Genomic DNA, 24,734 nt, shown 5'->3' with positions numbered 1-24,734 from the left:
TGGTCAGGATAAGCAGGGGGATGCCGGGCGGCTTTGAAAATTAACACAACCGTTTGTGTGATTTTTCTATCGAAATAAACACCAAATTACAGTTAGCCAATGGTTTTCTGATTTCATCACGATCTCAAATTAGACTGCTTATGTCCACTTGCAAAACACTACTGGTTATGTTGCTTGTGTTATGCAGTTCTGCGTTGATAGCGCAGGAACGCACAATTACAGGCAGGGTAATCGATGCAGCCGGCAAACAACCCCTCGCCGGTGTTACCGTTTCCATTAAGAACTCCAACACAACAGGCACCCAGACCGACGATAACGGCAACTTCACGCTCCGGGCGCCCATCGAAAGATTCACCTTGCTCGCTTCTTCTATCGGTTATGCTTCCATTGAAGTGGAGGTAAGCCCCAACAACAAAGAAGTAATTATCAGGCTCAGCAAAAATGATGCAGAGCTGGGTGAGGTGATCATTGTAGGTTACAGCAACAAAAAAAGAAGCGAGCTTACCAGCGCCGTTACTGTGGTGAGCTCCGAAAAATTGAAAGATGTAACCACCAACAATATCGGCAATATGCTGCAGGGAAAAGTAGCGGGCCTCCAGGTAGTGGCTGCTTCCGGTGTGCCCGGCGCAGCGCCTGAGATCAGGCTTCGTGGTATCTCTTCCGTGAATGCTTCGCAGAGCCCGCTCTTTGTTGTGGACGGTGTGATCGGCGGTAACTACGACCCCAATGATGTGGAAAGCGTTACCGTACTCAAAGATGCAGGCGCCACTGCCATGTATGGATCACAGGCCAATGCCGGCGTGATCATCGTTACCACCAAGAAAGCCAAACCCGGTAAGAACCGCTTCGAAGCCAAAGTGACTACCGGCTTCCGTAAAGCGGATTTCGGCAGTATGGAAATGATGAACAGCAACGAACTGTACGACTATCAGAAAGAATTCTATCGTGATTATATCCCCGGCGAATCAGATAATTCCTACAAGATCGATCTGCTGAAATTCTATGCGGAAAGACCACTCAGTCTCCGCGAGCAGGACTACAACTGGCGGAACACCATCTTCAGCAATGCCTTTATGCAAAACTATTATGTGAGCTTTGCAGGCCGCACTGAGAAATCGAATTACTATACCGGTGTTTCCTATTACAATGAAAAGGGAACATTCAAAAACACCGGTTTCCAGCGCATCAACCTACGCGCCAATGTTACCCACAACTTTGCCAAATGGATCAATGTTACCAACAATATCAATATCAGCGCATCCTCCGGCAACAGTTATGATTACATGGATATCTATTATGCCTACCTGAACCTGCCCTGGGATAATCCATACGACAGCATTGGCAGGCCACGCTACGTGGATGGTAATTCAACTTTCAAATGGTGGAGCCGTGATAAGATCAACCCTGTGCATACCATCAACAATTCAGATCATCCCTATAAAGGCTTCGATGTTAATTATGATTTTGCACTGAATGCTGATATCACACCATGGCTCTCTTTTTCCAGCTCCAACAGGCTGGCGGCCGGTTATAACAAAAGCTCCAATTTCTTTTCACCATCCGTTGCAGGTACTTACCATGGCGCGGGTTTCCTGGATGAGTTGAGCACATTGAATTACGGAGTGGTCAGCAACAACCTGCTCAAGTTCAATCTCAAATATGGCGATCACAGCATCAGTGGTCTGGCAGGTGTGGCTTATGAAGGCAGCAAGTTTGAAGTGCTGGGTGGTTCCGGTAAAGGACTGCCGCTCGGTTTGAAAGTGTTGAATGTGGTGAGCAACAGTCAACTGGTGCAGGGATATACCAATGAAGCTTATATCCAGTCGTTTCTCTCGCAGGTGAACTACAACTATCTCGGTAAATATTTCCTGACGGGTTCTTTCAGGGTGGATGGATCATCCAATTTCCCTCCCGGTAACCAATACGCGAATTTCCCTTCCGTGTCTGCAGCGTGGATCGCCAGCAACGAGGATTTCTTCAATATAAAGAATGTGGTGAATTACCTGAAAATTCGTGCAAGCTATGGCGTTACAGGCACACAGGATATCGGCGCTTCCCGCTATCTCGGCCTTTATTCACTGAGCGCGCAGTACAATGCGGCCGTAGGCGCTGTTCCTCTGCAACTGCCCAGCCCTGATCTTACCTGGGAAAGCAAGCATCAGATCAACCTGGGTGTGGACCTGAGCCTGTTCAACCGCGTGAACCTTACGGTAGACGCTTATCACAATGTTACCAAAGACCTGTTATTGCAGGTATCGCAGCCACTCTCCGTCGGATTTGAACAAAGATGGCAGAACGTGGGCGAGATCGTGAACAAGGGTATCGAGATCGGCATCAACAGTACCAATATCAAGACCAGGAACTTCGAGTGGAACACTGATTTCAATATCAACTTCAACAGTAATAAACTGCAGTCATTACCTTCTGAGATCATCAAAACCGGCTCCTGGGCCATCTCACAGATCTATCGCAATGGCGGTAATCTCTACGAGTTCTATATGCCAAAATGGATGGGCGTGAATGAACAGACCGGCGCGCCACAATGGGAGCGCGTGATCAAGGACGGTGATGGAAATGTTACCGGAACAGAACTGACTTCAGATTATGCACAGGCCACTTTCCAGGAAGTAGGTTCCGCCCTGCCAAAATTCCAGGGAGGTATCACCAATACTTTCCGTTATAAGAACCTGGCGCTTAGTTTCAATGCCTATTTTCTCTACGGCAATAAAGTGTTCAGCAATAACCTTCGTTTTGTGATGAACGATGGATCCGAGCCTTACATGAATCAGATCGTGCTGCCTTCGGGTTATAGTATCTGGACGAAGCCTGGCGACAAAGCCACCAATCCCAGTCCGCAGAACTCGGCCAATTCTACCGAGACGAGCAGCCGCTATCTCATGGATGGAAGTTTTCTCCAGCTTCGTAATGTAACATTGTCTTACAGCCTACCGGACAGCTATGTACGAAAATTGAAGATGGAAGGCATCACTGTTTCGCTGAGCGCGGATAACCTGCATACGTTCACGGATTTTGTGGGACAGGATCCGCAAACCACCATCACGCCCGGATCCTTTGCAACACCCGGTGTGTCGGATTTCAAGTATCCCAATAACAGGCAATTCCTGTTCAACATCAATTTCAGGTTCTAAACTATCATCACATGAAAGCATTAATCATCTTTATACTATCAGTTTCCCTGATCGCTTTCACGGGCTGCCTGAAAGAAGTAACGCCCGGGGATGCCATCACTACCGGAAACCTCACCGATAATCCCGACGGCGTGCTGAACGCAGTGAACGGGGCTTATTCATTGTTCAAAGACAATGTGGACTTCAATGGCGTGCAGGACCTCAATCTGATGTATCTCCGCCAGTTCTATCATCTCTCCGATTTTGCGAGTGATGATATCGCTTGTGGACAGGTAACAACGGACCCGCTGCTGCTCAGCTTTACCGGCGATCATACACCAACGCAGACCAATACACGCTATTTCTGGTATATCAATTATAAGATCATCAACAATTCCAATACGGTGATCGAAGCTGCATCTAAAATGGAAAACCCCGATGCAGCCACGCAGCAATTGATCGGCGAGTGTTATTTCCTCCGCGCTTTTTGTCATTTCAACCTGGTGCGCCTGTTTGCGAAGCCCTATACCCATGATCCTTCCGCACAGGGTGTGATCCTCCGCACTTCCGTGGCCGACCCTGCACAGAAAGCTCGTGCTACCGTTGGCGAAGTGTACGCGAGTATCATCGATGATGCAAAGAAAGCCGCTGACCTGATGGGACAGTGGCGCGGCGTACAGTATGCGTCCCGGGAAGCCGCATGGGCGCTGCTTTCCAGGGCCTATCTTTATATGGACGATGAAGACAAGACCATTGAATATGCCGATATGGTGATCAATTCTCCGCGCTTCACACTCACCAATGCCACTACTTTCCCAACCCTGTTTGCCAATGCAATGGGCGGTACTGAAACCATTTTCTGCATCGCGCATACGCAGGTGGATGATAAAGGGAAATTTGGATCCATCGCCAGTATGATCTATTCCGATGGTAACTCAGGTTGGGGAGAAGAATTCGCTTCTCAATCTCTGCGTGATACCATGGCTGATCATCCCGAAGATGTGCGTTGGAAATATATAGTTAAACTGGATGATGGCAGTGGCGGCGTTGCATTGAAGAATGGCATCGAAACCTGGTATATCAGCAAGTATAGCGGTCAGGGTGGAAGCCCAACCCTCAGTTCGCCCATCGTATTCAGGCTGGCTGAAGTGTACCTGAACCGCGCTGAAGCGAGGGCCAAAAAGAATCTCGACAATGATGCGCTGGATGATGTGGATGAGATCCGCAAGAACCGCGGCTTACAGGCATCTTTATACAATCATACGCTTCCTGCCGGCAGCACAGCGCTGGATGTGGTGTTGAAAGAGCGCAGGATCGAACTGGCTTTTGAAGGACATCGTGTATATGATGTGTACCGCAACAAACGTAACCTCAACCGGACGTATTGGGGCTATCACCTGCGCGGTTTGAAAGAGACCGATATCAACCTGGCTGTTCCTCCGGCAGGCTACAATAACCTGGTCACCAACTGGAACAGCAACAGGATCATTTATTATATTCCGGTAGATGAAGTACAGAGCAATAAACTCTGTGAGCAGAACCCGTAAGGTTGACGGATATGCGATTCATTCAATCATCCAAAATCATCAGTCATGAACAATTGTAAATTCGATATAAAAAATTTCCTGCTGGCAGCAGCGCTCATATTAGGGGTGAGCGCTTGCAGCAAAGACAGTGATCCCGCGCCGGATGTGGTGTTCGAGATCGATGTGGATGCCTATACTGTGGCGTTCACCAACAAAACCGCCGATGTGAAATCTTTCAAATGGGAATTCGGCGACGGCGCCACTTCCACGGAAGAAAACCCCACACATACTTATGCCGGCAAAGGCAAGTATGTGCCCACGCTGTATGTGACCATGCAAAATGGCGCTACTTATGAAGCGTCCACCGTATTGCGCATTTCCAAAAGCTCTGCAGTAAAAATGGACGATAATACTTTAAGCGACTGGGATACCGTTGCCGTGAATGTGGTGAACTCCGGTGCAGCAGGCGGCATATTCCGCAAGGCCAAATACGATTATGATGGCAACTATATTTATTTCTACTTCGAAATAGCCACTACAAAAGCAGCGGGTGATATCTGGGATTTTTACATGGATACAGATAACAACAACGGAACCGGCCTGATCACCTGGCTCTTTGGAGGTGCAGGCAATGATGTGCTGCTGGAAGGAGTTCCGTTGGTCGATTGGTTCGACGTATTCTATCATAAAGGAGCACAGAATTCTTTTACCTTCGATCCGCAGAGTATTTCAGAGTTTTACCGGCTGGGGTTTGTGCAGGAAGTTGGCGGATTGCTGAAAGTGGAAGGAAGGTTGGCCCGTTCCAAGATCAAGGGACTTACCGGTAAGGGTATGAAGATTGGTGTGGTGCTCACGAAGAGCGACTGGAGTGCAACCGTAGGTACATCACCCGATACCGGCGCACCTTCGTTTTTCCTGGATATGTCTGAATAATCAAAAGCACTGAATACCTTGAACGGAAGATTGCTAAGCCTCGATGTGATGCGCGGCATCATCATGATCTTGCTGGCCGCGGAAAGCGCAGCGGTATACACCAGTTTACATTCGATCACCAATGGCACAGCAGCGGACGCCATCACCCAACAGTTTTTCCATCATCCCTGGCATGGCCTCCGTTTCTGGGACCTGGTGCAACCTGCCTTCATGTTCATGGCCGGAGCGGCGATGTACATTGCTTTTTCCAGGAAAAGGGAAAAAGGACAAAACTGGAAACAACAATGGCCGCATATCCTCAAACGCTGCTTCTGGCTGCTGTTCTGGGCCCTGGCCATTTACTCCGTGCTTTCAGGAAAACCGGTATGGGAACTCTGGAATGTGCTGGCGCAATTATCGGTGACCACATTGATCGCTTACCTGATCATTCAGCGATCAGTTACGTTTCAGGTGTCCGTTTCCGTTATATTGCTGATACTGACGGAACTTGCATACCGATTCAGCGGTATTCCCGGATACGATCAGCCTTTCACGGAACATCATAATTTCGGCACCTGGATGGACCTGGTATTGATGGGGAAGACCAATTCCGATGGATGGGTGGCCATCAATTTCATTCCGACAGCGGCGCACACCATCTGGGGTTGCTGCACCGGCAGGCTGCTGATCAGCAAAAAAACGGAAAATGAAAAAATGAAATGGCTGGTACTCGCGGGACTGATTGCCACTGCGGCTGGTTTCGCATTGGACTGGAGCGGCATTTCTCCCATCATTAAAAGGATCTGTACCAGCTCCTTTGTGCTGGCATCCGGTGGGCTGGTGATTTTGATGACGGCGATCTGTTATTGGATCGCAGATGTAAAACAATGGAACAGGTATGCCTGGATCGCTGTGGTGGTGGGTATGAATTCACTATTCATTTACGTGCTCTTCGAGATCATGGGATATACATGGATCAATCCATCCTTAGCTGTTTTCACCATGCCGTTCTTTGGTTTGGTATTGCCGGAACAATATGCGCAACTGCTCACAGCACTTTGCACGTTACTTGGATACTGGTTACTCTGCTGGTGGTTGTATAAGAAGAAGATATTTTTCAAGATATGATTTGCGGCAATGTTTGCACAAAAGAGGCTTTCCCGGTGAAAGCCTCTTTTGTTTTGTAGGCCATAGGGCGATGGTATGGTTTTTATGCCTTAGCCTGAAAATGATGAGCATGTTCAGGAGAATCAATTTTTGGAACAGCTTCAGGTCTGCTTTCATAGCGGCTGTTTTGTTTGCGGTGCCGGTGTATTTTTACCTGAAGGATACTACCTATAAATCCAACTGGCTGATCTATCTGGGCAGTTTCTTCTTCTTCCTGGTGATCGTAATGCACACTATTTTTTTCAATAAAGTGAGAGGAGAGAATGCCAACACCATCACGATGGTATTTGCGTCGCATATGGTAACGCTGATGGGAGTGGTGTTGAGTTGTTTGTTCGTATTCATATTGCTGGTAACGATGGTGCCTGGTTACCTGGAGGCCGGTCCCGCAGGAAAAGCAACGCCGGACACGCCCCCGAATGAAGTGTTCGATAAAACGAATGGGCTGAGCTTTCGCATATTCATGGGCGCGAGCCTGATCAATTTTATCTTTGGGTCCTTCGTGGGAATTGTATTTCCATTCAGTGTAAAGCGAAACCAGACAAAGGATACAGGCGAACCATTTCCACTTAAAGACAATGAGCCTGAATGATCATTTTTTGGTGGCCCTGCTGATCAACCAGATGATCAATGCCACTACCAGCACCACGGCAACGATGCCTGTCCATACACCGGCTTTGAAAATACCACCGATCACTTCGCAGGAGGAGAATGACAGGACCAGTAAGAACAGTATTGGCAGGTATGTATTTTTTTTCATAGTTGTTTTTGCCTGAATGATTGCAATTTCGTTGCCAACCGTATTTCCATTTTTCTTGCTTATATTCGTGTCATGAGAATGACCCCCATGTTATAATCTTCGTTTACTCCACTGCTTGAGCGTCTGATGCTTCAGGCGCCTGTATTCTCATTTATTCATTCAATTCTATTTTATGGAGCTGCAATTATCTCCTGAGCAGATAAATGATTTTATCAAAGAAGGTTTCATTCGCATCGATAATGCATTCCCGGCCTCTATGGCAGCGGAAGTAAGGACAATTTTATGGAGGGAAACCGGGTTCGATCCCGATGATCCTTCCAGTTGGAAACAACCTGTTGTGAGGTTGGGTTATTACACGCAGGAGCCCTTTGTGGCAGCGGCGAATACGCCTTTGCTGTTGAAGGCATTTGATCAACTACTGGGCGTTGGCAATTGGATCCCCTGCATGAATATGGGATCGATGGTATTACGGTTTCCATCAGCCGAAATACCGAATGACACAGGGTGGCATGTGGAAGCCAGTTTTCCCGGAGAGGATCCCAATGATTTCCTGAACTGGCGGGTAAATGTATTTTCCAAAGGACGTGGCTTGTTGATGCTGTTCCTTTTTTCCGATGTGGGAGATCAGGATGCGCCAACCCGCATCCGCGTGGGCTCACACAAAGACGTTGCTGGCGTGTTGAAGCCTTATGGAGAAGCCGGATTGTCATTTATGGAGCTGGCTGGTTTGATACCACAAATGCCGGAGAGGAAAGAAGTACTGGCAACGGGGAAGGCAGGCACAGTCTATTTATGTCATCCATTTCTGGTGCATGCAGCTCAAGCGCATACCGGTACAATACCGAGGTTTATGGCGCAGCCGCCGCTGTTGCTGCGAAAAGGATTGGTATTGGAAGATGAGGATAACGGCCATGAATATTCGCCTGTTGAGATAGCGATACGGAAGGCGAGCGACTGGGTACACCCTAAGTAAATATTACACCACCTGTCCCATGAAAGGATCGGTTTTGGTTGGCTTCTCCGATTCGGCATGACCAGCAAGCCGGAGTGAAAAATCCGGTGCACCTTTCACTGAAACCGTGAGGTCATACCAATGGAAATGCTTTTGTGTATCGATGGTGACTGTTTTCTTACCGTGTTTGAGCAGGATGGTCTGGGGCGCTGTTTTATAAGCATTGTCTGTGATCAGCAGCTCCAGCTCCCCTGTGCTGAAGTTCTCGAACTTCAAGTTGATATTTCCTGTGGGCAGCGATTTACGTCCCAGGCTTTCATAACTCATATCGATCTGCAGGGAAGGGTCTTTCGCATTGCCCCTGTGCTCACGGTAGAAGCCATTGGGGCCGTATACGCGCAAATGATATTGTCCATCTTCAAATTCATCGAGGTTCCAATCGTCTTTAATGGCATCGCCTGCTTTCACGGCATAGGAACGGCATTTCACTTCCCTGTTCTTCAGGTTCCAGGCATACACCGTGAAAGGAACGCCGCCATAGGGGCGGGATCCCAATTGGGCAGTATGCAACATCAGAAGAAGACTATTGCTCTCCTCATTTACAATGGAAGTGGTGGTCATGAAATAAGGCAGGTTGCAGGCGGAACGTACACCTGCTTCCTGTTTGGCCATGTAAGCGGCTTTGGAAGGATCATTGTTGATCGCTTTGATCTCTTCTTCCGTCAGCGCTTTGAAATTATCCGGCAGCTTTTTGAATTGCGCCTTGTGAATGCCTTCAATGAAAGGATCGCGTTCGATGAATTTCGGCAGTTCTGGTTTTTCTCCTTTCCAGGGTCTGAAAGCAGAACTAAGATTGCCGCAAACCACTCTTCTCCATTCAGTGATATTGGTTTCCCTTATTTCCTTTTTTGTTTTATGACTGAGGAAATGTTCCAGGAACTGTAACGATGATGTATGATCGAAAACTTCCGAGTTCACCCAGCCGCCGCGGCTCCAGGGTGAGGCGATCACCATCGGGACCCTGTAACCCAATCCTATCGGGCTTTCCCGCACATCCTCCGGATCGGAGCTTTGCTGCGAACTATTGGCTACGAATTCCAGCGCCGTATCGATACCCTCAGATGTTTTGCCGGTATCTTTTTTAGTTGGATGTGGCGCCACAAATGGAGGCAGGTGATCGTAATAACCATCATTCTCATCATAGGTGAGTACGAAAATGGTCTTCTTCCACACGTCCGGATTTTTGGTGAGGATATCCAGCACTTCACTGATATACCAAACGCCGAACCATGCTGAACTGGGATGGTCGGAAAAATTCTCCGGCGCCACGATCCAGGAAACCGTTGGCAGTTTCCCTTCCTCCACATCTTTTCTGAATTGATACAGCACATCGCCCTTGGGCGCATTCATAGTGCGGGTGATATCGCCATCCTTGTATGTAAGTTCGGTAAGTGAATGATAATCGGGATCGCCTGTATTGGTGCTGAATGCTTTCCTGTGAATATTCTTTTCGAATTCACCTAGCTTTTGAAATCCGGTGCTGGTGTATTTTTCACGATCGGCTTCAAATTCTTTGAGCTTTCTCTGTTGCCAGGCCAATGATTTTTTTGCTTTGGCCAGTTCCTCACTGTCACCAGGCATGTTCATTAACTTCTGCTCCAGTTGCTGTATGCTGGCCGTAATCGTTTTGATGGCATTGGGCAGATTATCGATATAGGCTTTGTGGTATTTGACCTGGTATTGCGAGAAAAATTCGATCGGGTTATCCGTGAAATTCGCGAGCCAGGATTCTTCTTCGCCCTGGAAACCAACATAGAGGCTGAGTTCATTCTGGTAGATCTTCCAACTGATATTGTTTTCTTCCAGCCGTTCCGGAAATGTTTTCCAGCTTACTTCATTACCATAATCCGCATCTCCATTCCATACTCTTGCAATCACATTGGGATCTGCTTTTTCGCGGATGGTGCCGCTCCAGAAATAAAGACGGTTGGGAGTAGTGCCGGTGAGGGAGGAACAGAAATTATGATCGCAAACGGTGAAAGCATCTGCCATGGCATAATAGAAGGGCAGGTCTTCCCGCGTATGATAACCGAGCGTCAGCGGCATATTTTTGTATTCCTTTCTGCCACTGGGTTTGGCATGCAGCCATCTATCGTACATTCCATCATTGCGCGCATCCACCTGGTTTGACCAGGAATGCGGCAGTGCGCTCATCCAGGTGGCTTTTGTATCTTTTATATCGAGGTGAAAAGGACAGTATGTTTTTCCATTTTTATCTGTCTGTAACCAAACCAGGTTTTGATTGGGCAATTGTATAGCGCGTGGATCATTGAATCCGCGCACACCCTGCAAACTGCCGTAGGCATGATCGAAGGAACGGTTCTCCTGCATGAGGAATACGACATGTTCTGCATCGAGATAAGTGCTGCCGGGGGCTGGGTCGATGGCCAGCGCGCGGGCAATGGAAGCCGGCATGAATTGCAACAATCCGGTTCCGCCTGCAATCAGTCCGGCATTCTTCAGAAATTCCCTCCTGGTATCCATAATGTTTCGATTGAAAATTGAAACTAAAGATAACAGCCTGTTTCAATTAAATGAACCGGCGCAGGAAATTAACGGAGGGATAATATTATTTCTTCAGTTCGCTGGGCAGGTAACCGAAATATTTGCGGAAGGCCCTGGTGAAACTGTAGGGTTCGCCATAACCCACGCTGTATGCGGCTTCCAGGATGCTGCACTGGCTGTTGAGGATCAGTTGCCGGGCATAGGTCATTTTCAATTCGTTCAGGTAACCGAAAGTGGTGGTGCCGAATAATTCCCTGAATCCTTTCTTCAGTTTGAATTCATTCAGGCCGCTTACCCTGGAGATCTGTTGCATGCTCAATGGTTCGAACATATGTTGCCGGATAAATGCTTTGGCGGCATGTAGTTTATCGATATCCTGTTTCGAAAATCCTTCCGCTTTCCTGCCCCTGAGGCTTTCCGCCTGTGATGCCTGGAAGAGAAAGAGCTCGATGATCTTCGATTCCAGGTATACCTGCCGCATCTGACCGGTGAATGGACAATTCGCTATTTCATGGATCAACGATAATTGCCTTGGCGTCAGCGGCATGCCGGATGGCATGATCTCTGCATCCTGCCCGGCATGTACCTTATCCCAGAATCTTTTCAATACATCCAGATCGTCTATGTACAAACGATCGAAAAAAGATTCTTCCATCATCACGCCGAAATTCTTTACCACCGGACTGTTCAGCAAATAGTAACCGTCAAAATGAGGTTTGTAGCCGATCAGGTGTTGCTGTCCTTTCAACATCAGAAGTTCATTGGCGGATTCTGCGCCGGTATCGCCTTCCAGTGAGAAATAAATGCTGAGCTGTGGTTTCTCCTGCAATTCTTTCATCCTGATGGGGGCCTTCTGTTCAGCCTGTGCAAAGAAGATCGTGGTTCCGGGAAGGTTTTCTTCATATAACATTACACGGCTGGAATGGCCGTTTTCATCCACAAAGAAACATTCCTGGCTGTTCTGCGGGAACAACCATGTGTTCAGATTGCTATTGCTCATAACTGTTATCGGGAAATGGGGGAACAAGTTACCACAAAATACGCGGAAGGACTTAAAGCATTCGTTAAAAATCCTTTTCTGCTGGTCTAAAATCCGATGTTGAAGCTTTGATTTTTTCTGATGGGCTCAAATTTGTAAAAATCCTGAACATGGTGGAAGTATTCAAAACAAACGTGATGCATCATGCAGATGCAATAAAGATGGAACTGTTGCTGCGCGCGGCTTTCCCCGACTGCGTTTTCAATTTCGACCTGGAGGATTGCGACAGGATCTTTCGTATCGTATCAACTGCGGATGTATCTGAAAAAGTGATCGCCATTTTCCGTGAGCAGCAATTCGCCTGCTCCGTTCTTTCATAAAATAACCGACATATGCAATACCCGTTCATCGAGATCCGGGGTGCGAGGGAAAACAATCTCAAAAATGTTTCCCTGCGCATCCCGCGAAATTGTATTACCGTTTTTACAGGCGTGTCCGGCTCCGGCAAATCGAGTATCGCCTTCGAGACCATCGGCGCGGAAGCGCAAAGACAATTGAATGAGACCTTCACCACTTTTGTGCAGAATTTTCTTCCCCGTGCAAAGAAGCCGGAAGCCGATGCCATCGAGAATATCTCAACGGCCATCATCATCAATCAGCAAAGGCTGGGAGGGAATTCGCGATCCACTGTGGGCACCATCACCGATATCTATTCATTGATCCGCTTATTGTATTCAAGAGTTGGCAGGCCGCATGCTGGTTATTCCAATGCTTTTTCCTTCAACGATCCTGCAGGCATGTGCCCGGTCTGTAATGGATTGGGAAGAAAAGTGGAAGCCAACCAGGTGCTGTTGTTCAACCGGTCATTGTCATTGAATGAAGGCGGCATCACTTTCCCTGCCTTTGCAGTGGACAGTTGGTACTGGAAAGCCTGGGCGCAATCCGGCTTGTTCGATCTGGATAAAAAACTGGAAAACTATACAGCCGGAGAATGGGAGCGGTTACTATATGGTAAGGAGCCAGAAGGAGTGATAGAAAAATTCAATCGCCTGTATATTAAGAGAGATACCAGTTCACTGGCTGAGTCCACTATTTCAAGTCTCGAGCGTTACATGAACTATGCGCATTGTGATGCCTGTAATGGAACGCGATTGAACCAGGCCGCATTGAACTGCCTCATCAACGGATTGAACATTGCAGAACTTTCAGCGATGGAGATCAGCGAGCTGATTGAACATATCCGCGCCATCGATGATCCGCTGGCCGCAACGCTGGCGCCTGCCATTGCAGACAGGTTGCAACATATGATCGATATCGGACTGGAATACCTCAGTCTCAACCGCGAAACTTCCACACTGAGCGGAGGCGAATCACAGCGTATCAAAATGGTCCGTCATCTTGGAAGCAGTCTTACAGAAACCATTTACATTTTCGACGAGCCCAGTATCGGCCTGCATCCCCGCGATGTGCACCGTCTCAATGAAATGCTGCGCAAACTCTGTGATAAAGGCAATACGCTGATTGTGGTGGAGCATGATCCGGAAGTGATCAAAACTGCCGATCATATTATCGATGTTGGTCCGCATGCAGGAACACGCGGCGGTGAAATAGTGTACGAAGGAAGTTTTGAAGGATTGCTGCAATCCGGTACGCTCACGGGAAATTACATGAACCGGAACCTGCCGCTGAAAACGCAGTACCGTGAAGCGAACGGACATATCACTCTGCACAATGCAAGTCGTCATAATTTGAAAAATGTAACAGTACAAATCCCAACAGGCATCTTCACCGTTATCACAGGAGTGGCGGGGTCTGGTAAGAGCTCGCTCATCAATGGCGAACTGCTGGAACAGTTGCCGGAAGCCATCAGCATCGATCAGTCTGCCGTGAGCACCAATATCAGGTCGAATCCCGCAACTTACACAGGCATCATGGATGATATCAGGAGATTATTTGCCAGGGCGAATAATGTAAGCCCCTCATTGTTCAGTTACAATTCAAAAGGCGCCTGTCCCGATTGCAGCGGACTGGGCTTCATCTACACCGATCTCGCTTTTATGGAAGCGATTCGCTCTCCCTGCGAAACCTGTAGCGGCAAGCGTTTCAGCACCGAAGTGCTGAATTACAAACTCAATGGGAGATCCATTACCGATGTGCTGGAAATGACCGTTTACCAGGCGCTGCACTTTTTTGAAAAAAAGGAATTGAAGAAAAGGCTACAGGCCATTCATGATGTGGGACTGGATTATCTTACGCTGGGGCAGCCGTTGAGTACATTGTCCGGCGGCGAATGCCAGCGCATCAAGCTGGCTGGTGAATTGCACAAGCAGGGTAGTGTATATGTGCTGGATGAACCTACCACTGGCCTGCATATGTCTGATGTGGGACATTTGCTCAGGATCATCGATAGCCTGGTGGATGGCGGCAATACCGTGATCGTGATCGAGCATAATGTGGATGTGATTCGTAGTGCAGACTGGATCATCGATATGGGACCGGAAGGAGGAAGAAGGGGAGGAGAAGTGGTGTTTGAAGGAAGACCGAAAGATATTGTGGAGGCAACGCATTCGCTTACAGGGAAATTCATCGCCCCTTTGCACTAAAAAAATTACATTCGCTGTAGCAATCCGGATTCTTCACCCCATCCAGCCCTGCTATGCTGAATGTATTGCACGCCATAACATCATCATTCAAAACTCAGGCATTGTTCTTGACAGGATTGCTATGTTTCGTGCAAACCATTTCAGCGCAGACGCACGGACAATTTTTCCTGCAATATCTCGACAACCGCAGCGGTCTCTCCAACAGCGCCATCAATGATGTGTTCAAAGACAGCGACAACCTGCTCTGGATTGCCACCTGGGATGGTTTGAACATGTACGATGGCAGTGCTTTCCATGTGTTCAATTACAGTAAGGAGAATGATCCCCGCAGTATCGGCAACAATGTGATCAAACATATTGCGGAAGACAAAGAGAAGAATATCTGGATCAGCACCATCGAAGGCGTATCGCGGTACGACAAAAGTTCCGGCAGGTTCACCAATTATTTTTATGGGCAGAACCACCGCAGCCGGATCAGTGAACAGGAATTTGAACTGGCCGTGGATACGGCAGGGCAGGTGTATTGTCTAACCCAGAAATCAGGACTGACGCGTTACGATGCGGCGGCGGACAGTTTTCTTGTTTGCCCTGTTCCCCGCCACCCATCCCGTGTGCAGAAGATCGCTTTCGATCCTCATAACCGTCTTTGTATCCTCAACAATACAGGATTGCTGGAAGTGTATATAAAAAAGAATGGGGCTTTCGTGCATCAACAAACGATCCAGGACATTGCGGCCATCAATAATTTTTTCATCAGCGGGGAACGTTTCTTTTTCACCAATACGCTGAACCTGCTGCGTGAGTTGGATATAGAAAGCGGCAAAGCCAGCCCGGTTGCCGATCTGCCGGCAGGCATCGCAGCCATCACTTTTTACCGGCAACATTATCTTATTGCCTGGATCTCCAGGGGCGTGAGTGTATATGATGAAGCATTTCGCCCATCTGATTTCCTAACGGACCAGGTCAGCCGCTTACAGCAATCGCGTGTAACAGCCTGGAAGCCCGGCACAGAAGAGATCCTATGGGCAGGCACCGATGGCAATGGTATCATGAAGATCTTTCCGCAAACAAAACCTTTCGGCAATATTGCCACTTCCAATGAACGTATGGCCAGCAACAGGCCCGTGCGCGCTTTTTGCGAAGTGAATGGCGATCTCTGGGTGGGCACGAAAGGCAGTGGTATCATCTCCTTCGATAATTTCTGGTTATCCGGAACGAAGGAACAGCGGACTAATTTCATCGCTCCCGGACAGCTCGATAACAATGCTGTATTTGCGATCAGGCGCGGCTCTGATCAACTGGTGTATATCGGAACAGATGGCAAAGGGATCGGCGTGTATGATCCGGCCAGGAAAAAGTTCCATCACTGGCAGGAGATCGAAGGGCACGACCGTTATCCTGAATTTGGATCGGTGTATGCGATCCTGCCTGATAAAGACAGCTCGCTCTGGCTGGGCACCAGCAGTTATGGTATCGTTCATTGTAAAATTCAGCGAAATGCCGAAGGCAGGCTGCGATTGAGTTTCCTGGAGAAATTCATTTTCACCAACAGTAATGCGGGCCCGGCCAACGATATCATCTATTCGTTAGCGACTGGGGATGACCGGTATATCTGGATCGCCTGTCGCTATGGCGGCCTGAGCGTATTGGATAAACATTCCGGTAAATTCAAAACCTTCAAGGCCTTTACGTATGATGGCAGTTTATCCAATAACGATGTGATTGCCGTGTATCACGATAGCAAGAACCGCATCTGGGTGGGCACCAGTTATGGTCTCAACTGGATGAATGCTGCAGATGTGAAAAACGAGAATCCTGTTTTCCATAAATTCACCACTGCGAACGGATTGCCCAACAATACCATCCATGCCATCGGCGAAGATGCAGGCGGACAGATCTGGGTGAGCACTAACAAGGGGCTTGCGCGGGTGGATGCAGGTTCATACTCGGTTTCCTATTATCAGCAAATGGATGGATTGCAGAGCAATGAATTCAGTGATGGCGCTATCTGGAAAGATCCCGCCGGATATATTTTCATGGGCGGCATTTATGGATTCAATTATTTTTTGCCTTCCCGCATCCGCAATACAGATTGGTTACCGGAACTGCTGCTTTCCGGCAGGATCATGGGCGGTGATAATTATGCATCAGGCGCTTTTCACGTGCTTAAACCCGGCGAGTCTAACCCAACAGCCTATACGCTGGAAAGGAAGGATGGGTTCTTCGAACTCAATGTGAAAGCGCTGAGTTTCCTCAATGCCGAAAAATGCGAATACGCCTGGTTCCTGGAAGGATATGATAAAGCCTGGCATACTTCCGGCACCAACGGTAAGATCGTGTACAGCAATATCCTGCCCGGCGATTATACATTGAAAATAAAATGGTCGAACGGAGAAGGCGCCTGGACTACAGAAACGCTGTTGTTCCAACTCACGGTGCAGCAATATTTCTGGCTGCGATGGCCTGCCTTACTGGCTTACGCCATCTTGCTTTCGTTCATCGGATACATGATCTACCGCTATCGCAGGAACCGGCAGGAGATCCGCAACCAGCTGGCAGTGGAGCACCTGATGCGTGTAAAAGAAGAAGAACTGCACCAGCAGCAGCTCGGCTTTTTCACCAATATTGCCCATGAACTGCAGACACCGCTCACGCTGATCATGGGATCGGCAGAAAGGATACAACATGAAAATAATTCGCATTATACACCGCTGATCCACCAGCAGGCTTCGCGGCTCACCTACCTCGTGCAACAGTTGCTGGATTTCCGCAAGGCGGAAGCCGGTTTCAGCAATAACCAGTTCAGTTTCCTGGACCTCCGGGAACTGCTCATGTATCTTACAGATCCTTTCCTGCCACTCAGCGAACAGGAAGGCAAACAATTTGTGCGCGAAATAGAAGATGGGATCACTGCATGGGTAGATAAGGACAAACTTGAAAAGATCATCTTCAATCTTCTTTCCAATGCTTTCAAACATTCAACCCGCGGCACCACCATCCTGGTACGTACATCACGCGAACCGAATACGGACCTGCTGAATATTGAAGTGTCCAATACCGGTTGTGTGATCGAAGCCGGTCAGCTCGATAAGCTCTTCAACCAGTTCTACGTAGCGCCCGGCACACCGCGGGTGGAGAAATTCGGTACCGGCATCGGGCTGGCTTTCACCAGGCAACTGGTAAACATGGTAAATGGCAGGATCGATGCCCGCCTGGATGGCGACCGTATCATTTTCCATGTGCAACTGCCATTGCTGATGACGGAACCTGCCGGCGACCAGGAGCGCAGCACTTCCGAAAAACCATCTTACCTCTATCGTTCGGTTACGAAATGGAATGAAGATATCAGCCAGGTGAATACCGAAGAGATCAACAAGCGCGCCATCATCGAAGAGATCAAAGATGAAAAACGATACTCCATATTAATAGTGGAGGACGAGCCCGGCATCCGCTATCTATTGAATGATATTTTGAAAGATCAGTATGTGATCTATGAAGCCGGCAATGGCCGTGAAGCGCTGGACCTGATGCAGCAGGTGACCCCGGATTGTATCATCAGTGATGTGATGATGCCTGATATGGACGGCCTGGAGCTCTGCAACCGGGTAAAGAATGCGCCCGCCACCTGCCAGATACCTTTCGTGATGTTATCTGCCCGCGGCAGCATCGATCATAGTATCGAAGGGTATGAATCCGGGGCTGATGAATATATTGCAAAACCTTTTCATGTAAAATATTTACAGGTGCGCATCCGGAAACTGCTGGAGTACCGGGAGAAGCTCAATGAGATTTTCAACAGCAACAGCCAGATCGATCTCAGTAAATCCGATCTGCCGGATACCGACAAGGAATTCATCAGTTCACTGGTGGGCATCATCGAGAACCACCTGGACGATGTGGAGCTCAACGCCTCCACGCTGGAAAAAGAACTTTCCATGAGTAAGATGCAGCTTTACCGGAAATTGAAGACCATGACCAATATGACGCCGGCCGAGTTCATCAAACATATCCGGCTGAAACATGCTGCCCATATGCTGGTTTCCACCCAACTTACCGTGTCCGAGATCTTTTACCGGACCGGATTCAACAATCAATCCTATTTCTACAGGGAATTCAGGAAGCGCTACCAATGTGCGCCCAATGAATACAGGCTTCAGCAGTCTGCACAACCATAATGCAGGCCGGTACTGCATTATAGCCTGAAAATTGTTACTATAGTACAGGGATTTGAGACTATAGTACACAGGTTTGCGGGATGGCTGAACTACTTTTAGCACCACAAATGCTAACGATTTGTTTTTGCAAACAGTAACCCACTGCTATATGAAAAAAAATCTAATGCGAACAGGCAGTTCCCGGTTTCACCTTATTAATAATGGAATGAAATCGCTTCTTCTATTTTTATTTATCATGGCCTGTGTATTTACAGGCATGTCTCAGACTCCTGCAAGAATTTCCGGAAAAGTGCAATCCTCCGCCGGCCTTCCCCTGGGTGGCGCCACAGTGAGTGTAAAAGGTGGAACGGCTTCCACCAGCACAGATTCCCTTGGCAGTTTTTCCATTACTGCTCCTTCCAATGGAACATTGGAGATCACTTATGTTGGGTACAAGAAACAGGAAGTGGCCATTAACGGGCAAACCGTATTGCTCATTTCCATGGAAACAGGCGCTGAAGGAATGGACGAAGTGATTGTGGTGGGTTATAATACCCAGCGGAGGAAAACAGTAACGGGTGCTGTGGCCACTGTAAATATGGCCGATGCAGAAGCCAGGCGTGTACCCGATGTGGCGCAGGTGCTGCAGGGACAGGTAGCTGGTGTGCAGGTTACCCAAAGCACGGGTGCTCCCGGCGATGAGATCAGTATCCGCATCCGCGGTGAGGGTACTATCGGTAACAACAATCCGCTTTTTGTGGTGGATGGCGTTCCTTCCAGGGATATCACTTTCCTCAATCCGGCCGATATTCAGAGTATGACCGTTCTAAAAGATGCGTCTGCTGCGGCCATGTATGGTTCGCGTGGATCTGCAGGCGTGGTGCTCATCACCACCAAAAGCGGAAGAAAAGGTAAAACAGTGATAGATGTAAATTATTTCACCGGCATACAGCAGGCAACCAATCTTCCTAAAATGCTGAATACACAGCAATACATGGATAAGCTGGAAGAAACATGGAATAATAATCCTGATAACGCGGGAGGAAACAACCCCTATACCGCTGATAAGAACAGGACGGACCTTGCTAATACTGATTGGCTCAAAGAAACATTTGAAACCGGCAAATCACAGAACCTGCAAATGACATTGAGTGGTGGCACAGATAAAGTGCAATATCTTCTCAGTGGCGCCTATTACAAGCAGGACGGCATTGTGGTATACGATCGTGATCAGTATAAAAGGATCAGTGTCCGCTCCAATCTCAATATCAATGTTACAGACAGGCTGGCGGTAGGTACCAATCTGCAACTGATGCATTCCACCCAGGATAAGCTCTCCTCAAAAGGAGATGCTCCCGGCATTATCCGTCATGCGATGCTGCGTCCGCCGGTGATCCCGGTGTACAAAGATCCTTCCGATCCAACCTGGTCTAAGGAAGATCCATTCACCGATCTTCCATTCTACAAAAGCCCAACGGATTTTCAGGCGAATAAATATGAGTGGACCAGCAACCCTGTTGCCCTCGCTTATTTTACCAATGATGTAAGGACCCGGTTCAAGACCTTCGGTAATATTTATGGAGAATACGCTTTCCTTCAAGAAAAAGAATTGAAGTTCCGCACCAATCTCGGCGTTGATATCAACTATACCCATAACAAAGCCTTCTATCCGAATTTCGGAGATGATGAGAACAACGTGAACTTCCCGGGCATGGGCAGGAAGAACCGTCCCAATGCATTGACAGACGACAGGGGTGAGGAAATGAATTTCACCTGGACCAATACCCTCAATTATTCAAAACGATTCAATAAACACCAGGTCAGTGCGCTGGCGGGAACTGAATTCATCACATGGAAAACGTCCAATACCGGTGGTTCCAGGAACAGGTTCGATTATGAAACGCCCAATTTCCAGTACCTGGATTATGGAAATGCACAAACTGACGTTTGGAACGGTGGTTCCGGAAGTGATCTGGGGCTCTTTTCTCTCTTCGGAACGGCCACCTACACATATGATTCGAAGTATATGTTCACAGCCAATTTCAGGGCTGATGCCTCTTCTAATTTTGGTGAAAATAAAAGATGGGGCTATTTCCCTTCCATGTCTGTTGGTTGGCGTATCAGCGAAGAAAACTTTATGCAGGACATCAACTGGCTGGATGATCTTCGCTTACGCGCCAGCGTTGGCTCATTGGGCAACCAGGAACTGCCTTACTATGTATATAAGACCCTGTTTACATTACAGGAAGGACGATACAGACTTATCAGGATTGGTAACCCCGATCTCAAATGGGAAACCACCACGCAAACCAATTTTGGTGCAGACATCGCGCTCCTGAGAAACAAGCTGACACTGAGCGTAGATTATTTCGTAAAGAAAACTTCCGATATCCTGCTACCGCTTTCCCTGCCTGAGATCTATGGAGACCTTCAGGCTACCAGTGTGAATGCAGGGGATGTGAGCAATAAGGGTATCGAACTGGCGCTCGGCTACAGAAACAATTCAGGCGAATTCAAATATGCGATCAATGCAAATTTTGCCGCCATTACAAACAAAGTAGACCACCTGCATCCCAACCTGCCGGTTATCCAGGGCGATGTTTACCGGACTGTTGCCGGACAGCCTCTTGGATCTTTCTACGGATACAATATGATCGGTATCTATCAGAACCAGGCGGAAATTGATAAACATCTTCCCAATACAGCCACTAACAGCAAACCACTTCCGGGATATATCAAATTCGAAGACAGGAACAATGATGGTGTGATCAATAGTCTTGACCGAACTTTTATCGGCAACCCAAATCCAAAATATACTTATGGCCTGACCCTTACCGGTAGCTATAAAGGCTTCGATCTGAATGTTCTCTTCCAGGGAGTACAGGATGTAGATAAATACAATGACCTTAAAAAGATCACTGATTACGATACACGTCCATTCAACCATAGCACGCGCACACTGGGCTCATGGCATGGAGAAGGCACCAGCAATTCCATTCCCATTGTTACAACAAAGGACAATGGCAGCAGCAGGATCAGCAGTATCTACGTGGAAGACGCATCTTATCTGCGCCTGAAGAATATCGAGCTGGGCTATTCATTCAAGAATGTACTGAAAAGGATGGCGCCCGGAATCCAGAACCTGAGAGTTTATGTTTCTGCGCAGAATGTATTTACCATCACCAATTACACCGGCCTGGACCCTGAATCTACAGATATGGTGGACATGGGAACCTATCCGCTTTCCAGGGCGATCCTCTTTGGTGTAAATATCAATTTCTAATCAGTGCTAAAAATCGAACATCATGAAACCTATTCATATTATCGCTGCATCCCTGTTGCTAACAGGTAGTATTGGCTGTAAGAAATATTTATATAAAGATCCTGTTGGAAGGATCACGCCGGAGCAGGTTGACTTCGATCCTAAGATCGGTACACTCAGTTCTGCTGTCAATTTCAGTTACCAGTTACTCAGCACCCGGTTGAACGTGATCGGTGAATGGGCATGGAACCGGGGACTGGTAGTGCGGAATGATTTCATATTGCAGGATATCGCTGCCGGTGATATGCAGCGGAAATACAACCTGGACGGAGACCAGGCCTGGATGGATGAAGTGGCCAATTTCAGTTTCACTCCGGAAGGACCGGCCTTTATCGGTCAATGGTTGTACAACTATGAAGGAATTGCACGCGTTAATCAAGCCATTGCTTATCTCAAAGATCCCGAGATTCCCGGAAAAGTAGGACTGGACGAAGTTACACGCAAACGCTGGCTGGCCGAAGTGCTGTTCCTGCGCGCATTCTATTACTTCGACCTGGTGAACAATTATGGGGGAGTGCCTCTTCTCACCAGGCCCCTCGAGAATTTTGAACAGGCATATGAACTGGCTAAGAGAGCGCCGGTAGAAGAAGTTTGGAAACAAATCAGTACAGACCTTACTGAAGCTAGGGACTACCTTCCGGCAACCAAATTTTCCGACAATAACGAAAAATGGCGCGTATCCAAAGGCGCTGTGATTGCCCTGCAGGCCAAAGTGGCCCTGTACAATCAAAAGTGGAGCGATGTAATTACTTTGGTCAATGATCTGGAAACACTTGGTTTCTACGATCTGAACGATAATTATTTCGACAGCTTCGATCAAACCAAAGAGTATGCAGATGACGAAGTGATCTTTGCTTACGATCACAAAACAGGACAATTGCCCAGGAATGGTAATGGTTTTACAGCGCTTATCGGATGGGGATTCATTGCTCCAACTACCAATTTCCTGAATGAATTTGAAGCGAACGATCCCCGGAAATTGTACACAGTGAATGTAGCTCAACAAGCTCCCTACAAATTATTAGGCACACTGGACAATACCAATAAGGGCAATGAAGATGCGCCCAATAATAAGCTGTATATCCGTTTTGCCGATGTATTGCTCTGGAAAGCGGAAGCCTATAACGAGAGCAGTAATCCGCTGGAAGCGATCAAGATCATCAACAGGATTCGCGAACGCGCAAGAACCACAGCTACCGCCGATGGTTCTGTTATTCCCGCAGGAACATTGCCTGCACGTAGCGAAGCTGTTACAGATAAAGCACAGATCAATACCTGGCTGCGTCATGAAAGGCGTGTGGAGTTTGGGTTTGAGAGTCAACGCTTCAATGATCTGAAAAGATGGAAAATTGCCAAAGAAGTACTTAACGATATGGGAAGGAATTTTCAGGACAAACATTATTTGTATCCCATTCCGCAGAGTGAGATAGACAGGGCAGGCGGCACTATCACGCAGAATGATTATTAATACTTAGTGAGCTGCCAGTCGCTCGCCTCTGGCGAGTGACTTCTAATTGTTCGCCTCCGGCGAACACCGCGTCGCCGGAGGCGACTAAATAAAAGTCACTCGCCAGAGGCGAGCGACTGCCGACACTCCGAACTAAATAAAGTGTATGAAAGATCTGGCAAAACGTTTCCCTCAGAATCCATTACTGGTACCCGGCGATATCCCGCCCAGCCATCCCGGCCTGGAAGTGGCCTGCCTGCTGAATCCGGGCGTGTTCAAATACAATAACAAAACCTGGATGATAGTGCGTGTGGCAGAAAGGCCGCAACAACAGGAAGGCATCATCTCTTTTCCTGTTCTAGCGGAAACGGGTATCCGCATTATGGAAATTCCCAAGAACGATCCTGAGCTGGATGCTTCAGACGCCCGTGTGATCAATTACAAAGGCGCCGATTATCTTACTACACTAAGTCATCTAAGACTGGTATGCAGTGATGATGGCATCAATTTTTACGAACCGGAGAATTATCCCAAACTGATCGGAGAAGGCATCCTTCAGGCGTTCGGGATCGAAGATTGTCGTGTAACCATGCTCGATGGAAGATACTATCTGACTTTCACTGCTGTGAGCGAGAAAGGTGTAGGCGTGGGACTCCGCACCACTACCGATTGGAAAAATTTCAAATCGCATGGCATGGTCCTGCCGCCACATAATAAAGATGTTGCCATTTTCGAAGAACGGATCAACGGTAAGTTTTACATGCTGCATCGGCCAAGCAGTGTGGACATTGGCGGCAATTATATCTGGATCGCATCTTCTCCCGATGGCTTCCACTGGGGTGATCACCGCTGCATCGTGAAAACGAGGCCGGGTATGTGGGACAGCGCAAGGGTGGGCGCCGGCGCAGCTCCCATCAAAACAGAAAAAGGCTGGCTGGAGATCTATCACGGCGCCAATGAAAAGCACCAGTATTGTTTGGGTGCATTCTTACTGGATCTTGAAGATCCAACGCGCGTGATAGCAAGAACGGAAGAACCCATCATGGTCCCCACTGCTTCCTATGAATTGAGTGGCTTCTTCGGTCATGTTGTATTCACCAACGGCCATCTGGTGAAGGATGATGGCGATACCATTACGGTCTACTACGGCGCAGCAGATGAATTCGTTTGTGCTGCCGACTTTTCAATACATGAGATTCTATCACTATTAAAGTAAGTG

At 48.0% G+C, this 24,734-nt stretch carries 15 protein-coding genes; 12 read left to right on the top strand and 3 right to left on the bottom strand.

What is annotated here, in order from left to right; all coding sequences use genetic code 11:
• Positions 1-167 precede the first annotated feature (167 nt).
• From D9Y29_RS06370 to D9Y29_RS06350, 5 genes are all read left to right on the top strand, one after another.
• Complete coding sequence (locus D9Y29_RS06370) at positions 168-3,149, top strand: SusC/RagA family TonB-linked outer membrane protein (RefSeq protein ID WP_241237862.1); 2,982 nt, start codon at positions 168-170, stop codon at positions 3,147-3,149.
• An 11-nt stretch (positions 3,150-3,160) separates the two neighbouring features.
• A complete protein-coding gene (locus D9Y29_RS06365) occupies positions 3,161-4,675 on the top strand; it encodes a RagB/SusD family nutrient uptake outer membrane protein (protein WP_127126174.1) in 1,515 nt (504 codons plus the stop codon).
• A gap of 45 nt (positions 4,676-4,720) precedes the next feature.
• A complete protein-coding gene (locus D9Y29_RS06360; RefSeq protein WP_127126172.1) occupies positions 4,721-5,587 on the top strand; it encodes a PKD domain-containing protein in 867 nt (288 codons plus the stop codon).
• An 18-nt stretch (positions 5,588-5,605) separates the two neighbouring features.
• Positions 5,606-6,694, top strand: coding sequence for an acyltransferase family protein (locus D9Y29_RS06355; protein WP_241237861.1), 1,089 nt, complete (start codon positions 5,606-5,608; stop codon positions 6,692-6,694).
• Between the two features lie 109 nt (positions 6,695-6,803).
• Positions 6,804-7,325, top strand: coding sequence for a hypothetical protein (locus tag D9Y29_RS06350; protein WP_127126168.1), 522 nt, complete (start codon positions 6,804-6,806; stop codon positions 7,323-7,325).
• On the opposite strand, the gene D9Y29_RS06345 is transcribed toward D9Y29_RS06350, so the two are convergent.
• On the bottom strand, positions 7,326-7,493 hold the full coding sequence (locus D9Y29_RS06345) for a phosphatidate cytidylyltransferase (RefSeq protein ID WP_127126166.1): 168 nt from the start codon (positions 7,491-7,493) through the stop codon (positions 7,326-7,328).
• A 172-nt stretch (positions 7,494-7,665) separates the two neighbouring features.
• On the opposite strand from D9Y29_RS06345, the gene D9Y29_RS06340 reads away from it, so the two are divergent.
• Positions 7,666-8,466: a phytanoyl-CoA dioxygenase family protein gene (locus tag D9Y29_RS06340; protein WP_206513731.1), complete on the top strand. Its 801-nt coding sequence runs from the start codon at positions 7,666-7,668 to the stop codon at positions 8,464-8,466.
• Between the two features lie 3 nt (positions 8,467-8,469).
• Here the strand turns inward: D9Y29_RS06340 and D9Y29_RS06335 are convergent, their stop codons facing one another.
• Together D9Y29_RS06335 and D9Y29_RS06330 are read right to left on the bottom strand one after the other, a co-directional pair.
• A complete protein-coding gene (locus D9Y29_RS06335; protein WP_127126164.1) occupies positions 8,470-10,989 on the bottom strand; it encodes a phosphocholine-specific phospholipase C in 2,520 nt (839 codons plus the stop codon).
• 85 nt (positions 10,990-11,074) lie between these two features.
• Entirely contained in the window at positions 11,075-12,010 is a 936-nt protein-coding gene (locus D9Y29_RS06330; protein ID WP_127126162.1) for a helix-turn-helix transcriptional regulator, read from the bottom strand.
• Between the two features lie 149 nt (positions 12,011-12,159).
• On the opposite strand from D9Y29_RS06330, the gene D9Y29_RS06325 reads away from it, so the two are divergent.
• The 6 genes from D9Y29_RS06325 (at position 12,160) to D9Y29_RS06300 (ending at position 24,731) form a co-directional block, all read left to right on the top strand.
• The gene (locus tag D9Y29_RS06325; protein WP_206513730.1) at positions 12,160-12,369 is read left to right on the top strand and encodes a hypothetical protein; all 210 of its coding nucleotides are present in this window, start codon (positions 12,160-12,162) and stop codon (positions 12,367-12,369) included.
• A 12-nt stretch (positions 12,370-12,381) separates the two neighbouring features.
• A complete protein-coding gene (locus tag D9Y29_RS06320) occupies positions 12,382-14,592 on the top strand; it encodes an ATP-binding cassette domain-containing protein (protein WP_127126160.1) in 2,211 nt (736 codons plus the stop codon).
• A gap of 101 nt (positions 14,593-14,693) precedes the next feature.
• On the top strand, positions 14,694-18,767 hold the full coding sequence (locus D9Y29_RS06315; RefSeq protein ID WP_206513729.1) for a hybrid sensor histidine kinase/response regulator transcription factor: 4,074 nt from the start codon (positions 14,694-14,696) through the stop codon (positions 18,765-18,767).
• A gap of 256 nt (positions 18,768-19,023) precedes the next feature.
• Positions 19,024-22,029: a SusC/RagA family TonB-linked outer membrane protein gene (locus D9Y29_RS06310; protein WP_206513728.1), complete on the top strand. Its 3,006-nt coding sequence runs from the start codon at positions 19,024-19,026 to the stop codon at positions 22,027-22,029.
• Positions 22,030-22,051: 22 nt separating this feature from the next.
• Complete coding sequence (locus tag D9Y29_RS06305) at positions 22,052-23,536, top strand: RagB/SusD family nutrient uptake outer membrane protein (RefSeq protein WP_127126156.1); 1,485 nt, start codon at positions 22,052-22,054, stop codon at positions 23,534-23,536.
• Between the two features lie 145 nt (positions 23,537-23,681).
• Complete coding sequence (locus D9Y29_RS06300; protein ID WP_127126154.1) at positions 23,682-24,731, top strand: glycoside hydrolase family 130 protein; 1,050 nt, start codon at positions 23,682-23,684, stop codon at positions 24,729-24,731.
• Positions 24,732-24,734: the final 3 nt, after the last annotated feature.

It is taken from the genome of Pseudoflavitalea rhizosphaerae (assembly GCF_003991355.1).
Classification (GTDB): Bacteria; Bacteroidota; Bacteroidia; order Chitinophagales; family Chitinophagaceae; genus Pseudobacter; species Pseudobacter rhizosphaerae.
Note: the sequence above shows the minus strand (reverse complement) of the source record. Positions and strands in the feature narration are given on the sequence as shown.

Bases quoted from the DNA above. Each gene is read 5' to 3' on its own strand.
- D9Y29_RS06370 (WP_241237862.1), top strand. From the start codon at position 168: ATGTTGCTTGTGTTATGCAGTTCTGCGTTGATAGCGCAGGAACGCACA.
- D9Y29_RS06365 (WP_127126174.1), top strand. From the start codon at position 3,161: ATGAAAGCATTAATCATCTTTATACTATCAGTTTCCCTGATCGCTTTC.
- D9Y29_RS06360 (WP_127126172.1), top strand. From the start codon at position 4,721: ATGAACAATTGTAAATTCGATATAAAAAATTTCCTGCTGGCAGCAGCG.
- D9Y29_RS06350 (WP_127126168.1), top strand. From the start codon at position 6,804: ATGTTCAGGAGAATCAATTTTTGGAACAGCTTCAGGTCTGCTTTCATA.
- D9Y29_RS06345 (WP_127126166.1), bottom strand. From the start codon at position 7,493: ATGAAAAAAAATACATACCTGCCAATACTGTTCTTACTGGTCCTGTCA.
- D9Y29_RS06340 (WP_206513731.1), top strand. From the start codon at position 7,666: ATGGAGCTGCAATTATCTCCTGAGCAGATAAATGATTTTATCAAAGAA.
- D9Y29_RS06335 (WP_127126164.1), bottom strand. From the start codon at position 10,989: ATGGATACCAGGAGGGAATTTCTGAAGAATGCCGGACTGATTGCAGGC.
- D9Y29_RS06330 (WP_127126162.1), bottom strand. From the start codon at position 12,010: ATGAGCAATAGCAATCTGAACACATGGTTGTTCCCGCAGAACAGCCAG.
- D9Y29_RS06325 (WP_206513730.1), top strand. From the start codon at position 12,160: ATGGTGGAAGTATTCAAAACAAACGTGATGCATCATGCAGATGCAATA.
- D9Y29_RS06320 (WP_127126160.1), top strand. From the start codon at position 12,382: ATGCAATACCCGTTCATCGAGATCCGGGGTGCGAGGGAAAACAATCTC.
- D9Y29_RS06310 (WP_206513728.1), top strand. From the start codon at position 19,024: ATGTCTCAGACTCCTGCAAGAATTTCCGGAAAAGTGCAATCCTCCGCC.
- D9Y29_RS06305 (WP_127126156.1), top strand. From the start codon at position 22,052: ATGAAACCTATTCATATTATCGCTGCATCCCTGTTGCTAACAGGTAGT.
- D9Y29_RS06300 (WP_127126154.1), top strand. From the start codon at position 23,682: ATGAAAGATCTGGCAAAACGTTTCCCTCAGAATCCATTACTGGTACCC.